Here is a 14,757-nt window from a genome sequence, read left to right on the forward strand (position 1 = left end):
TTTATTTTATGGTAATACGTCCATCCAGTTTGGAGGTAACCGCTTTGCCTTCGGCAGTCTGTTTGCGTACATAATCAAGAAATAGTCCGCGCAAGGTTGCATTTTCAGGGCATACTCTCTTTTCTGCCTGCAGAAAAGCATCCATCCGTCCGTTTCCATCTGCCAGATAGTCGATAGTAGCCACCGTGTAAAGCAGGTCATCCTTTAGTGGCTTTTCACCGACAAAGGCGTTCAGCAACTTTCCATCTTTGGTAATTTCAAGGCGGATACCGCTCACTCCTTCCCCATGTAAAGATGCAATCGCTTCAAAAAGACGTCTCAAGTCCGTCCCTTTCATAGTCAGCACGCAAAGGGAGTTCTCAAAAGGAAGAATTTCAAAAACATCTCCCACTGTGATATCTCCTGCAGGCAAAATATTTCGCAAGCCGCCCATGTTTACCACTCCCATATCGGCAGGTTTCCCCAACACCTGAACCGCCGCTTGTTGTAAAACACCTGCAACAAGGTTGGAAAGCAAGCTTTCAGGAGCTCCTTTTTCCATTTTCATCGCACTGGTACCGATGACTTCATACATCATCGCGTCCACCTTTTCCTTATAAGGCTTTAATATTTCGGCAGCTTTCGCGTTGGGATGGGTGTCCCAAACGGAATCAATCGTTATCATGCTACCCTCTACTTTAGTTACTTCGTACTGAGCCGTAGTCTCGCGTGCGGTCCGGCAGGAAGTAAACAGGAAGCCTCCTGCCAACGCTGCCACCATCAGATACTTTGCATAAGTCTGTTTCATGTTCGCTATTTTTAGATATGCTACAAATATACAAAAACATTTGGCTATCTGGCAAATAATTCGTTACTTTGCACCGCTTTCGCGCAATCGCTGTCAAGAGAAGAGATACTTGGTATGTTGCGTTGTAACGATGAAACAATTTAATAATAACAACAATGGATTTAATTAAAATTGCAGAAGAAGCATTCGCTACCGGAAAACAGCACCCGAGCTTCAAAGCAGGAGACACTGTAACAGTAGCATATCGTATTATTGAAGGTAACAAAGAACGTGTACAGTTGTACCGTGGTGTTGTTATCAAAATCGCCGGTCACGGAGACAAAAAACGTTTTACTGTACGTAAAATGTCAGGAACTGTAGGCGTAGAAAGAATTTTCCCAATCGAATCACCGGCTATCGATAGCATCGAAGTGAACAAGGTAGGTAAAGTTCGTCGCGCTAAATTGTACTACCTGCGTGCTCTTACTGGTAAGAAAGCTAGAATCAAAGAAAAAAGAGTTAACGGATAAGCCGAACTTTTCGATTCGAAATAAAAAAGGGAACTTCATTATGAGGTTCCCTTTTTTATTGTGCATTTTCTCAAACATTCTCATGCCCATGAGAAAAAATTCTCACTGCAATGAGAATAAGTTCTCATAGGTATGAGAATATTTTCTCACTACGGTGAGAATAACCCTTTGTCTGAATAAGCCGTATACGTCAGAAAGGACTAAATAAAACAAAGCCCCGAAAGTCATAAACTCCCGAGGCTTCATTACCTTTATTATAATAATGAAATGTTATTCTTTCAAATCTTTCAGTTCCCAAGCCAATGCACTGGCGCCCAGTACAGCAGCATCAGAATCCTTCAATTCGGAAACGAGCAATTTAGTCTTACCTTTATAGATATTCAGGATATTATCATCAATTGATTTCTGAATTGGTTTCATGATATAGTCACCGGACTTAGCCAAACCACCGAACAATACAATTGCTTCAGGGCTGGAGAATGCAATAGCATCTGCCAGTGCTTCACCCAAGATGTTACCTGTAAAGCTAAAGATTTCCTGTGCCAGTTTATCACCTTGTACAGCTGCATCATACACATCTTTTGAAGTGATGTTTTCTGCAGGAATGTTACGAAGCAAGCTAGCATCCGTACGGGCAGCAAGGAATTCGCGGGCTGTACGAGCTACACCGGTAGCCGAGCAGTAAGTTTCCAGACATCCCTTACGGCCACAACCGCAAAGACGACCATCGCGACGAGCGATAACGTGTCCCAACTCACCTGCAAAACCGTCATGACCATACACCATCTGACCGTTGATAACGATACCGCTACCCACACCAGTACCCAGTGTAATCATGATAAAGTCTTTCATACCACGGGCAGCACCGTAAGTCATTTCACCGATAGCAGCAGCGTTTGCGTCGTTTGTCAAAGCAGTGGGAATACCCAGTCTTTCCTCAAACATGGCTGCCAACGGAAGAATTCCCTTCCAAGGCAGGTTCGGAGCAAATTCAATCGTTCCCGTATAGTAGTTACCATTCGGAGCACCGATACCGATACCTCTGATTTTATCAACACCACCATTAGCAATAATCAATGGAAGCAGACTTTTACACACTTCATCAGCGTATTCTTCCACTGTAGGGTAACCGGATGTTTTGATTGAACTGCTGGCAATAATAGTTCCGCGTGCGTCTACAATTCCAAAGACGGTATTCGTTCCGCCTATGTCAATACCTACTACGTAGGGTTTTTCCATGTTTGAATTCATGATACTTCTATTTAAAAGGGTTAGTTAATCATTAAGTTTACTGCACACAAATTACGTAAAGAAGATTGAGTCTACAAAATGTTTTTTGAAAAAAGTTCAACCTGTTTGCAACTTTTCGTATCTTTCACACGTCTAATAGTAGAAAATTATCAGAAAACAGAAACTAAATAAAGAAAATTGTGATACAACTAACGAATATCAACAAGACCTACAACAACGGAGCGCCTCTCCATGTACTTAAAGGTATCAATCTCAATATCGAACAGGGAGAATTTGTTTCTATCATGGGAGCATCCGGGTCTGGAAAATCAACTTTACTCAACATATTGGGAATCCTCGACAACTACGATACCGGAGATTATTATCTGAACAACGTACTCATCAAGAACTTGAGCGAGACCAAAGCTGCCGAATATCGCAACCGTATGATCGGGTTTATCTTCCAGTCATTCAATCTGATTTCCTTTAAAAATGCCGTAGAGAATGTAGCACTTCCTTTATTCTATCAAGGAATAAGTCGCAAAAAACGGAATGCACTTGCATTGGAATATCTCGACCGCCTGGGTTTAAAAGACTGGGCGCATCACATGCCGAACGAAATGAGTGGCGGTCAGAAACAACGTGTGGCCATCGCACGGGCTTTAATCACTCAACCACAAATCATTCTGGCAGATGAGCCAACAGGAGCTTTGGATAGTAAAACTTCTGTAGAAGTAATGCAGATTCTGAAAGATCTTCATAAACAGGGAATGACGATTGTCGTTGTCACCCACGAAAGTGGAGTCGCCAACCAGACAGACAAGATTATACATATCAAAGACGGAATCATCGAACGTATTGAAGATAATATCGACCATGACGCTTCTCCTTTCGGAAAAGACGGGATTATGAAATAAGTATTAAGTATTAATTCCATGCGGCCACAGCGCAGCCTAATACTTAATACTTAATACTTAATACTCATTACTTAATACTTAAAAAAATGATTGACATCTGGCAAGAAATATATAGTACCATCAAACGTAACAAGCTTAGGACTTTTCTCACAGGATTTGCCGTGGCATGGGGAATCTTTATGCTTATCGTCCTGCTAGGTGCAGGCAACGGACTGATCCACGCATTCGAGCAATCGGCTTCCGAACGTGCCATGAACTCCATCAAGATTTTTCCGGGATGGACCAGCAAATCATACGACGGACTGAAAGAAGGAAGACGGGTGCAACTGGACAATAAAGACATGGATGCTACCAGTCATTATTTCCCGAATCATGTCATCAAGGCCGGAGCAACCGTATGGCAAGGAGATGTAAATCTTAGCTTCGGGCAAGAATACGTCAGTTTGAGCCTTTCCGGCGTATATCCCAACCATACAGAGGTAGAAGTGGTGAAACTCTTCAAAGGACGTTTTATCAATGAGATTGATATTAAAGAGCGCCGGAAAGTAATTGTGCTCCATAAAAAGACAGCAGAAATTCTTTTTGATAAAACCCATACCGAACCAATCGGACAGTTTGTCAATGCCGGTAATGTGGTTTATCAGGTAGTAGGTCTCTACAATGATAAAGGAGATAGCGGTGACAGCGATGCATACATTCCTTTTACCACTCTTCAAACGATTTATAACAAAGGAGACAAGCTGAATAACCTGGTCATGACTACCAAAAATCTGGAAACAATTGAGGCCAATGAGGCTTTTGAAGCCCATTACCGCAAAGTATTGGGAGCCAATCATCGTTTTGACCCGACAGACCACAGCGCTATCTGGATCTGGAATCGGTTTACCAACTATTTGCAACAGCAGCAAGGCTCGAATATGCTACGTATTGCTATCTGGGTAATCGGTATCTTCACATTGCTAAGCGGAATCGTAGGAGTTTCCAACATTATGCTGATTACCGTAAAAGAACGTACCCGCGAATTTGGTATTCGTAAGGCTTTGGGAGCCAAACCTATTTCCATTCTCTGGTTGATTATCGTAGAGAGTGTCACCATCACCACCATATTCGGATACATCGGCATGGTAGCCGGTATCGGAGTGACCGAATGGATGAACAGCGCTTTCGGCAATCAGACAATGGATACCGGAATGTGGACGGAAACTGTTTTCCTGAACCCGACAGTAGATATAAGAATCGCCATACAGGCTACACTCACATTAATAATAGCTGGTACGTTAGCCGGATTATTCCCTGCCCGAAAAGCAGTCAGCATCCGGCCAATCGAAGCACTTAGAGCAGATTAAGACTATGAGAATAGACATGGATACGTGTGAGGAAATCCTCATCACCATTACAAGAAATAAGACGAGAAGCCTGCTGACTGCATTCGGTGTTTTCTGGGGAATCTTCATGCTCGTCGCCCTCATCGGCGGCGGACAAGGATTGGAGGACATGATGAAAAAGAACTTTGAAGGATTTGCCACCAATTCCGGTTTCCTTGCCTCGCAAAGAACGGGTGAGGCTTACAAAGGCTTCCGCAAAGGGAGATGGTGGAATCTGGAATCTACCGACATCGACCGTCTTCGTTCCCAAGTGAAAGAGGTGGAGATCATTACTCCGTCCGTAGCCCGTTGGGGTTCCAAAGCCGTATATGAAGATAAGAAATATGATTGTAGCGTGAAAGGACTGTATCCGGATTATCTCCACATTGAATCGCAGGAAATGGCATACGGCAGGTTCATCAATGAGGTGGATATAAAGGAAGCACGCAAAGTATGTGTCATCGGAAAACGAATTTATGAAAGTCTTTTCAAACCGGGAGAAGACCCGTGTGGCAAATATGTAAGAGTAGATGGCATTTATTATCAAGTGATTGGCATGTCTTCTTCCGAAGGTGATATGAATATACAGGGGCGGGCGTCGGAAGCCGTCACTCTTCCTTTCACTACGATGCAGCAGACTTACAACATGGGAGGACAAATCGATGTGATCTGTTTCACCGCGAAGCATGGAGTCAAAGTGTCTGAAGTACAACCCAAAATGGAACAGGTCATTAAAGCCGCACATTATATCTCTCCGGATGACAAACAAGCTGTCATGTGCCTGAATGCCGAAGCCATGTTCTCTATGGTCGATAACTTGTTTATCGGTATCAACATACTGGTTTGGATGGTAGGATTGGGAACTTTGCTGGCAGGTGCCATCGGCGTATCCAATATTATGATGGTGACGGTCAAAGAACGTACCACTGAAATTGGAATCCGCCGGGCGATCGGCGCACGACCGAAAGATATCCTGCAACAAATTTTATCGGAAAGTATGGTACTTACTACCATTGCGGGAATGTGTGGAATTTCCTTTGCCGTCATGGTATTGCAACTGGTTGAGATGGGAGCAAATGCTGACGGAGGGGATGTCCGTTTTCAAGTTACTTTCGGACTGGCAATCGGTACTTGTGCGCTTCTGATTGCACTGGGCATGTTGGCAGGTCTGGCACCTGCTTACCGGGCCATGGCTATCAAACCGATTGAAGCAATCCGGGATGAATAAGGAGATTGGACGATTGGACAATTTACGATTTACGATTGAGAAATCATTGTAGAGCGGGTGTTGTTCAGTTGTTTAGAGACGTAGAGACAATCATCAACCGTAAATAATAAAATCATAAATAAAATCATGAAAAAGTATCTGAAAATCACATTATTGGTAGTCGTTGCTATCATTCTTGTCGGAACATTCGTATTCCTTTATCAGAAATCCAAGCCTAAGGTAATCACTTACGAAACAGTAAGACCGGAAATGACTGACCTCCAAAAAACGACAGTAGCTACCGGAAAGGTGGAACCGAGAGACGAAATTTTAATCAAACCGCAAATTTCGGGCATTATCGACGAAGTATATAAAGAAGCCGGACAAGCCGTAAGAAAAGGGGAAGTTATTGCCAAAGTAAAAGTAATCCCTGAACTCGGACAACTGAATTCTGCAGAAAGTCGTGTGCGCCTGGCAGAAATTAATGCAACACAGGCAGAAACGGATTTCGCCCGTGTGAAGAAGTTGTATGACGGTCAGTTAATCAGCCGGGAGGAATACGAGAAAAGTGAAGTGGCTTTGAAGCAGGCTCGCGAAGAGAGACAGACGGCCAAAGACAATCTGGAAATCGTAAAAGAAGGAATTACCAAAAACAGTGCCTCCTTCAGTAGCACGATGATTCGCTCTACCATTGACGGGTTAATTCTGGACGTACCTGTAAAAGCGGGTAATTCCGTGATTATGAGTAACACGTTCAATGATGGAACCACGATTGCTACGGTAGCCAACATGAACGACATGATTTTCCGTGGTAATATTGATGAAACAGAAGTGGGACGTATCCACGAACAAATGCCGATCAAGCTGACCATCGGAGCTTTACAGAATCTGACATTCAACGCCATTCTGGAATATATCTCTCCGAAAGGGGTGGAAACCAATGGAGCCAACCAGTTTGAAATCAAGGCTGCGATTACCATTCCGGATTCTGTTCAGATTCGTTCCGGATATTCGGCTAATGCGGAAATCGTGTTACAAAGAGCCAATCAGGTTTTGGCAGTGCCCGAAAGCACTGTTGAATTTAGTGGTGACTCTACATTTGTGTACATCATGACAGATTCAGTGCCCGAACAAAAGTTCCAGCGTACACAGGTGACTGCCGGTATGAGTGATGGAATCAAGATAGAAATCAAGAAAGGGGTAACCGTTCAGGACAAAATACGTGGTGCAGAGAAAAAAGATAAATAATTTAGTTTGACCTATAACAATGAGAATAAAAACAGCAATCATATGCCTTGTGGGAGCAATCACTTGCTCCGCTCAAGAATCTGAAGTTCCGTTACACAACTATTCGCTACGTCAATGTATTGACTACGCCATCAGTCATAATATCACCGTTCGCCAATCTGCCAATAATGTAGAACAAAGTGCCGTTGATATAAGTACCGCCAAGTGGGCACGCTTGCCAAACCTTAACGGCTCTGCCGGACAAAATTGGCGCTGGGGACGTAACAGTGTGACAGAGACTGATAAAGATGGAAATCAATATCAAGTTTATAAGAACACATATAATTATGGAACTAACGCATCTCTTTCGACAGAAATTCCGCTTTTCACTGGTTTTGAGATACCCAATCAATATGCACTAGCCAAACTAAATTTCAAAGCAGCCACAGCCGATTTGGAGAAAGCGAAAGAAGATATAGCGATTCAGGTTGCTTCTGCGTATTTAAAAGTTCTGTTAACTCAGGAACTGAAACAAGTAGCAATCAACCAGGTTGAACTCAGCAAAGAGCAGTCCAACCGAATCGTCCGGCTTTTTGAAGTAGGCAAAGCTTCGCCTTCAGAAGTAGCGGAAGCGAAATCCCGTGTTGCTCAAGACGAATTAAGTGTAACGCAGTCCGATAATGATTACCAACTAGCACTCCTCGACCTAAGCCAACTACTAGAATTAAGTAATCCGCACCTTCTCTCCATACAGAAGGCTGACACCACATTTGTCACTACCCTGCTGACGCCTCCAGATGAAATTTACCAATATGCAGTTACCAACAAACCGGAGATTCAAGCAGCACAATACAGATTATTGGGGAGTGAAAAAAGTATCCGTATTGCACAAAGCGGTTTCTATCCGCAACTCAATCTAGGGGGAAATTGGGGAACGGGATTCTCTTCTGATTTAAAAAATAATTTCGGTACTCAAATGCGAGAGAATCGAAACAAAAGCATTGCTTTTAGTCTCAGTGTACCTTTATTCAATCGGTTCGCTACTCGGAACCGCGTTCGTACAGCACGTTTACAACACTTCAATCAGAATCTGAAACTGGATAATGCCAAAAAGGTTCTTTATAAAGAGATTCAGCAGGCTTGGTACAATGCTTTAGCTGCAGAAAGCAAATACAATTCCAGTGAAGTGGCAGTGAAAGCCAGCGAAGAGTCTTTCCGACTCATGAACGAAAAGTTTAATAATGGCAAAGCTACCTTTGTGGAATATAATGAAGCCAAACTAAATATGACCAAGGCTCTTTCTGATAAATTACAATCTAAATACGAGTATCTGTTCCGGACTAAAATTCTGGATTTCTACAAAGGACAGGTCATTGAATAAAAAAGAAATAAAGTTGAGTTTAGTATAGTAGTTCCTTAAAACATATCCGTTGGTTCATTCGTTATTATAGAAAGAACTAACGGATATGAAGTATTTTATCGTCATAGTGATTATAATGATTAGTAATATATTTTTAGGAGTTGCTAAACCAATGAAGAATCAAGCAGAAATCTATTTTGCGGGAGGATGTTTCTGGGGAACAGAACATTTCCTGAAACAAATTCGAGGAGTAGAAAGTACTCAGGTAGGATATGCCAACAGTAATGTTGCCAATCCGAGTTATGAACAGGTCTGTTCCGGAAAAACCAATGCTGCCGAAACAGTAAAGGTGGTTTATGATCCGAAAACGGTAGATTTGAATTTACTGCTCGATCTATATTTCAAGACAATAGATCCTACCAGCCTCAACCGGCAAGGTAATGACCGGGGAACACAGTATAGAACCGGAATTTATTATGTAGATAAAGAAGATCTCCCTGCCATCAAGCAGGCAATTCAATTATTATCCGCACAATATAAAACTCCTATTGTCCTAGAAGTAAAGCCATTGACTAATTTCTATCCGGCAGAGACTTACCACCAGGACTATCTGGATAAAAATCCGGGTGGATACTGCCATATCAATCCTGCTTTATTCGAAATGGCACGCAAAGCGAATGCGCCGAAAGCTAAAGCGTATCAAAAAGCGGATGATGCAACCCTTCGTAAGGAATTGTCGGCGGAACAATATGCCGTAACCCAAAAGAATGCCACCGAACCAGCTTTCCACAATGAATACTGGAATGAGCATCGTCCCGGCATTTATGTAGATATTACTACCGGAGAACCTCTGTTTGTTTCTACTGACAAGTTCGATTCAGGTTGCGGGTGGCCAAGCTTTTCCCAACCAATTCAAAAAGATCTGATCGCAGAAAAGAAAGATACTTCGCACGGCATGATACGTACGGAAGTACGCAGTAAAACCGGAGATGCTCATTTGGGACACGTATTCACAGATGGGCCGAAAGAGAAAGGTGGATTACGTTATTGCATCAATAGCGCTTCACTTCGTTTTATCCCGAAAGATAAAATGAAAGAGGAAGGTTATGGAGAATATCTACCACTCGTTAAATAAATATTGAAGAGTTACAAAAGCTAATCATAACTGTTCATCAGATAAACAGAACGGTGGATTATCCCATAAGGAAATCCACCGTTTTTAATGTAGTTAAATTAAAAGAGAGAGAAGGAGTTTCACAACTCCGATTTATTTTTATCTGCTGGCAGTCAGCAGAGTTGCTTCATTAGTTGCCGGAGCAGAAACATTCATAGCCCAGCTGGAACCGGATTCTTCAATCCATTTATCATTCCATTTGTAGTTCATATAAGCAACCGGCATATTAGCGTCGTTCAGTTCATAAACACTCTTTTCAACAGATGCGTCGTAAGCTCTGTGAGAGTCATTCCAACGTGCGTATACCAAAGTGATTTCATTAGATGAATAAGTATAATCAATCTTGAAGTACGGTATCCATTTTTCAATAGAAGCATCCCATTTGAAAGCTTCTTTGGAGGATATTCTCTTCTGATCGTCATAAGTAAAATCATATTTCATGTGGCGATAGAGAGAACCATCGAGTCTGTAAATCACTTTCGATACTACGAGATCATCTACTTTTTCTTCATTAGTAATGAAGTTATTACCCTGTGCCTTCACTGTTGCATTAGCGATTCCTGCAAATACCATAGCAACTAAAACGATCATTCTGAATAATACTGTAGTCTTCATAATTGTATATTTTTTATTTGTTCAACATTCTGTTTTTATTCTTCTGTTTATTAGACGGATCAAGCGTCTCAAACGGTTGCAACCTTCTGAAGTTTTTCTCATTTTTCTTCGTTGTCCGCTTGCGACTATAGAGATGCAACGAGCGTGCCAAAAAGATAACCAACTAATAATCAACGGAATCACAAAACAGAGCGGTGTACGAAAACGGACAGTTGTACGCTCAAAAGCGAACAACCAACCATTTTTTCGTATTTTCTTTTTTCTACTGATGGATATAACTCTAAAAAAGAGGAAAATACTCCGCCTGTTGCCCGAATTATTATCTACCTTTGCAGCGATTATCACATCAAGAAAAAGAAGATGGAAACGTCCAGCAAAAAAAGAATTATCATTCTATCGGCTATCGGTATCTTGCTTACCAGCCTCATTTGTCTCTTTGCATTCCGCAATGTCATTTTATGCCATATCGTTGACAAACGAACTACACGTGCCGAACAAACATACGGTCTGCAAATTCATTATCAGGAGTTACGAATGAAAGGCTGCAATGAAGTGGCTTTACAAGGACTTTCTATTGTTCCCAACCAACGGGATACCCTCCTGACATTACAATCCGTCAATGTAAAACTAAGTTTTTGGGAATTGCTAAAAGGAGAAATCGAAGTACGGAATGTACTTATGAACGGGCTGGCAATCAACTTCATCAAGCATGACAGCATAGCTAACTACGATTTCCTGTTCTTTAAACGGCAACAAGAAGCAGCCCCCAAACCTGTCATAGAAAGTGACTATGCCAACCGTATTGACCGGATATTAAACCTCATTTACGGTTTCCTGCCTGAAAACGGGCAACTCAGTCAAATCAATATAACCGAACGTAAAGATAGTAATTTCGTTGCAGTCAACATTCCTTCTTTTATTATTGAGAACAATCATTTCCAATCAACCATTCAGATAAAAGAAGATACACTGCCTCAACAACTATGGGAAACGGCAGGCGAACTGAACAGAAGAGACTATACATTAAAAGCATCTCTCTTTGCCCCGGAAAAAAGAAAAATCTCACTACCTTATATAACCCGCCGTTTTGGAGCAGAAGTCACTTTCGACACCCTATCTTATAATATGACTAAAGATAAGCGGGCATCCAATCAACTGCTCCTCAAAGGAAAAGCGAGAGTGAACGGACTTGACGTATTTCATAAAGCCCTCTCTCCTGAAGTAATTCATCTCGATCGTGGACAACTCTGTTACGAGATGAACATAAGCGGGCACTCACTCGAGCTGGATAGTACGACCATTGTTGATTTCAACAAACTCCAGTTTCATCCTTATTTGCGAGCCGAGAAAGAGAAAGGAAACTGGCATTTCACTGCTGCGGTCAACAAATCCTGGTTTCCGGCAGATGATCTGTTCAGCTCTCTCCCCAAAGGATTATTCAGCAATCTGGAAGGCATCAAGACAAGTGGCGAGCTAGCCTATCATTTTCTATTAGATATTGATTTTGCACAACTGGATAGTCTCAAACTGGAATCCGAACTGAAAGAGAAAGACTTCCGCATCACAAGCTATGGGGCCACTTCACTCTCCAAAATGTCCGATGAGTTCATTTATACAGCTTATGAGAACGGAATACCGGTGCGGACTTTTCCTATTGGCCCTTCGTGCGAACACTTTACACCATTGGATAGCATTTCCCCCATCCTAAGAATGTCCGTTATGCAAAGTGAGGACGGAGCATTCTTTTACCATCGCGGTTTCCTGCCCGACGCCCTACGGGAAGCATTGATTTACGACCTGCAAGTGAAACGCTTTGCTCGTGGAGGAAGCACGATCACCATGCAACTCGTAAAGAATGTATTCCTGAACCGTAATAAGAACTTTGCACGTAAATTGGAAGAGGCATTGATTGTATGGCTAATAGAGAATGAAAGATTAACTTCTAAAGAACGCATGTACGAAGTATATCTGAACATTGTTGAATGGGGGCCGCTCGTTTATGGTATTCAGGAAGCTTCTATTTATTATTTCAATAAACGCCCTTCACAACTGAACACGGAAGAAAGTATTTTCCTGGCTTCCATTATCCCGAAGCCCAAGCATTTCCGCAGCTCTTTTGCAGAAGGCGGACAGTTAAAGGAGAATATGGAAGGCTATTATAAGTTGATTGCCAAGCGGCTTGCACAGAAAGGAATAATAAGTGAAATCGAGGCGGATAGTATCCGCCCCGATATCCAAGTTACGGGCGCTGCCCGGAATAGTCTAGCCGGTGAAAACCCGGAGTCTAGTTCTCCTTCCGCTGAGGAGTAATGAGATTGATATAAATAATAAAGGAATAGGTTATCTTCTTGAACTGCTGCTGTTTCTTTCAGAGGAACGGGAAGAGCTTTTAGTGCTATTGCTTCTCGTACTTCCGGAAGAAGAGCGCCTTTCTGTTTGTCCGCTAGAGACATTGCTCCGGGTAGAGCTACCGCTACTCCGGTTAGAAGTGGTACTGCTGCTACGACTGGTCGTACTACCGCTGCTGCGACCAGAATCACTGCGACTGGAGCTACTACGGCTGGAACTGGAAGAGCTGTTATTTCTATCGGAGCTGTTATTTCTATTATAGGAACTACTATCGTTTCGTCTACTTGAACTTTCTCTCGAACTGCTACTTGTTTTTCCACTTTCACGATTGGAGGAACTGGAACCAGTTGAACTTCCGCTTGTTGGTCTGCGATTAGAGCTTGAAGAACCGGAACCCATTTCCGGACGACGACCAGAATTACGATCACTTTCTACTCTATTCGTATTCCCATTTTTATCAGGAGCAACATTGTTACCAGGTCTTCCACTTCCGGACGGTGTAGATGGTCTGACAGAAGTCGAAGGCCGATCTGCTCCAGATTCCGGACGGGGACGTGTCGACGTACCAGGTCTTGTTGTCGTTCCGGGGCGAGTAGAAGCATCTGGGCGAGTAGAGGTACTTGGGCGAGATGTACCAGGACGTGTTGTCGATGAACCCGGACGGGAAGAATTACCCGGACGTGTCGGTGCATTATGCGGACGAGTGGAAGTATTCGGACGGAACCGGACAGAACCGAAATCCGAACGACGATACGAGTGGAATACTCGCTGATCTCTCACCCGATGCGGTGCAGAATAATGGTTGAAATTAGTATATCTGCCCCGATAATAACTCACATGGTGAAAGTGCGGACGATAATGTGCTCCACAATAAGTACGGTAATGGTAAGGCACACCAAAATAAAACAAACTACGATTCGGGTAATTGACATAAACCCTGAAACTCCATTTCCCTCCGGTTACGTAGATCGGCCGATAGAAATACTCGGCATCGAGGAACCGGCGATACTGTGCATCACTCAATACCCAACGAAGATCGTCGTTACGGATATCCAGCGCTTCATAATAATCATCCAATGCCCATTCGTAACCACGTGCTACGTAATCCATGATATTACGGACAGAATAAATAAAGTCGTAATTAATCTCATACGCATCATTATATTGCTGTGTACTCAAGCTCAATTCATATGCCATCTTATCGGTAAGAAAACGCGTCTCCTTACGTACCTTGCTAGTGCTCATTCCAGCCATTACGGTCATATTGGCAGTCAGACCGACAGCAAAGAGTAAAAACAGTATTCGTTTCATAATTCAATCTCCTATCATTTATTATTCTGATGATATTCTCTGATAAACTTGTGCACCTCGTCTTTATATATGTTAGTGAATAAGATATCAATCACCTTGTTAAAATTCTGCTTATCCCTAACATACGGATACAACTTCTTCATCACCTCCACTTGATCGGGAGTATAAGAAAATTCTTTTACTATCGCCACACATTGAGTTGAATTGACATCATGGTTTTCCAGCATACTATTAATCAACGCCTTTTGGTCATCCCTCGGAATCGTAAATTTCAGCTTATCTATGAAGCTTTTAAACTCACTATCAGTCATTAAACGTATTTCCTTGACCGGCTCATTATTGTCGGGAAAGAGCTGAACAGTATTACTGACTGGTGGAGGAATAACGACCGGATGCGGTGAAGGTCTGCCATAACCTTTGAACGTATCCATACTAACCACCTCTCTATTTACAAACTGAACGATTATCGTCACAGGTTCCGAAGTAAGTACAGGCGTACCGTTATCACGATGGAATTCCCATTCTTCCATATCACCGTCAAAACGCCGGAAATCAGGTTTTCCTAAAACGGACTCTACCTGCGATTGAGTCATTCCCTGATTTATACCCATCATCTGTTTGGTAGATACATAGCTGGTAAAACAGCCACTGACCAATATTCCCAACGCCAAACACAGCATAATATGTATCTTTTTCATAACCGTATC

The 14,757-nt window shown here is 42.5% G+C and carries 13 protein-coding genes; 8 read left to right on the forward strand and 5 right to left on the reverse strand.

The window, feature by feature from the left end; translation table 11 throughout:
• Position 1: 1 nt before the first annotated feature.
• A complete protein-coding gene (locus AB3G73_RS13625) occupies positions 2 to 787 on the reverse strand; it encodes a 5'-nucleotidase C-terminal domain-containing protein (RefSeq protein ID WP_367745123.1) in 786 nt (261 codons plus the stop codon).
• Positions 788 to 942: 155 nt separating this feature from the next.
• Here AB3G73_RS13625 and rplS point away from each other — a divergent pair, with 155 nt between their 5' ends.
• Positions 943 to 1,296, forward strand: coding sequence for a 50S ribosomal protein L19 (gene rplS, locus AB3G73_RS13630; RefSeq protein ID WP_022011470.1), 354 nt, complete (start codon positions 943 to 945; stop codon positions 1,294 to 1,296).
• 270 nt (positions 1,297 to 1,566) lie between these two features.
• On the opposite strand, the gene AB3G73_RS13635 is transcribed toward rplS, so the two are convergent.
• Positions 1,567 to 2,547: an ROK family protein gene (locus AB3G73_RS13635; RefSeq protein ID WP_117512773.1), complete on the reverse strand. Its 981-nt coding sequence runs from the start codon at positions 2,545 to 2,547 to the stop codon at positions 1,567 to 1,569.
• Positions 2,548 to 2,726: 179 nt separating this feature from the next.
• Between AB3G73_RS13635 and AB3G73_RS13640 the strand changes: the two genes are divergently transcribed.
• From AB3G73_RS13640 to msrB, 6 genes are all read left to right on the forward strand, one after another.
• On the forward strand, positions 2,727 to 3,443 hold the full coding sequence (locus AB3G73_RS13640; RefSeq protein WP_117512775.1) for an ABC transporter ATP-binding protein: 717 nt from the start codon (positions 2,727 to 2,729) through the stop codon (positions 3,441 to 3,443).
• Positions 3,444 to 3,529: 86 nt separating this feature from the next.
• Positions 3,530 to 4,789, forward strand: a complete 1,260-nt coding sequence (locus AB3G73_RS13645) for an ABC transporter permease (RefSeq protein WP_148367102.1) — start codon at positions 3,530 to 3,532, stop codon at positions 4,787 to 4,789.
• 4 nt (positions 4,790 to 4,793) lie between these two features.
• Entirely contained in the window at positions 4,794 to 6,035 is a 1,242-nt protein-coding gene (locus AB3G73_RS13650; protein WP_117512779.1) for an ABC transporter permease, read from the forward strand.
• A 126-nt stretch (positions 6,036 to 6,161) separates the two neighbouring features.
• A complete protein-coding gene (locus tag AB3G73_RS13655) occupies positions 6,162 to 7,262 on the forward strand; it encodes an efflux RND transporter periplasmic adaptor subunit (RefSeq protein ID WP_122136268.1) in 1,101 nt (366 codons plus the stop codon).
• A gap of 19 nt (positions 7,263 to 7,281) precedes the next feature.
• The gene (locus tag AB3G73_RS13660) at positions 7,282 to 8,622 is read left to right on the forward strand and encodes a TolC family protein (RefSeq protein ID WP_320979242.1); all 1,341 of its coding nucleotides are present in this window, start codon (positions 7,282 to 7,284) and stop codon (positions 8,620 to 8,622) included.
• Positions 8,623 to 8,707: 85 nt separating this feature from the next.
• Entirely contained in the window at positions 8,708 to 9,736 is a 1,029-nt protein-coding gene (gene msrB / locus AB3G73_RS13665; protein WP_367745124.1) for a peptide-methionine (R)-S-oxide reductase MsrB, read from the forward strand.
• Positions 9,737 to 9,874: 138 nt separating this feature from the next.
• On the opposite strand, the gene AB3G73_RS13670 is transcribed toward msrB, so the two are convergent.
• A complete protein-coding gene (locus AB3G73_RS13670) occupies positions 9,875 to 10,390 on the reverse strand; it encodes a DUF3836 domain-containing protein (RefSeq protein ID WP_195649919.1) in 516 nt (171 codons plus the stop codon).
• A gap of 360 nt (positions 10,391 to 10,750) precedes the next feature.
• Between AB3G73_RS13670 and AB3G73_RS13675 the strand changes: the two genes are divergently transcribed.
• Positions 10,751 to 12,700, forward strand: coding sequence for a transglycosylase domain-containing protein (locus AB3G73_RS13675; RefSeq protein WP_259021618.1), 1,950 nt, complete (start codon positions 10,751 to 10,753; stop codon positions 12,698 to 12,700).
• 30 nt (positions 12,701 to 12,730) lie between these two features.
• Here AB3G73_RS13675 and AB3G73_RS13680 read toward each other — a convergent pair whose 3' ends face one another.
• Positions 12,731 to 14,050, reverse strand: coding sequence for a hypothetical protein (locus tag AB3G73_RS13680; RefSeq protein ID WP_367745125.1), 1,320 nt, complete (start codon positions 14,048 to 14,050; stop codon positions 12,731 to 12,733).
• 14 nt (positions 14,051 to 14,064) lie between these two features.
• A complete protein-coding gene (locus AB3G73_RS13685; RefSeq protein ID WP_217722373.1) occupies positions 14,065 to 14,748 on the reverse strand; it encodes a DUF4476 domain-containing protein in 684 nt (227 codons plus the stop codon).
• Between the last annotated feature and the right edge of the window lie 9 nt (positions 14,749 to 14,757).

The sequence above is a fragment of the Bacteroides sp. L008 genome, assembly GCF_040812255.1.
GTDB lineage: Bacteria > Bacteroidota > Bacteroidia > Bacteroidales > Bacteroidaceae > Bacteroides > Bacteroides vicugnae.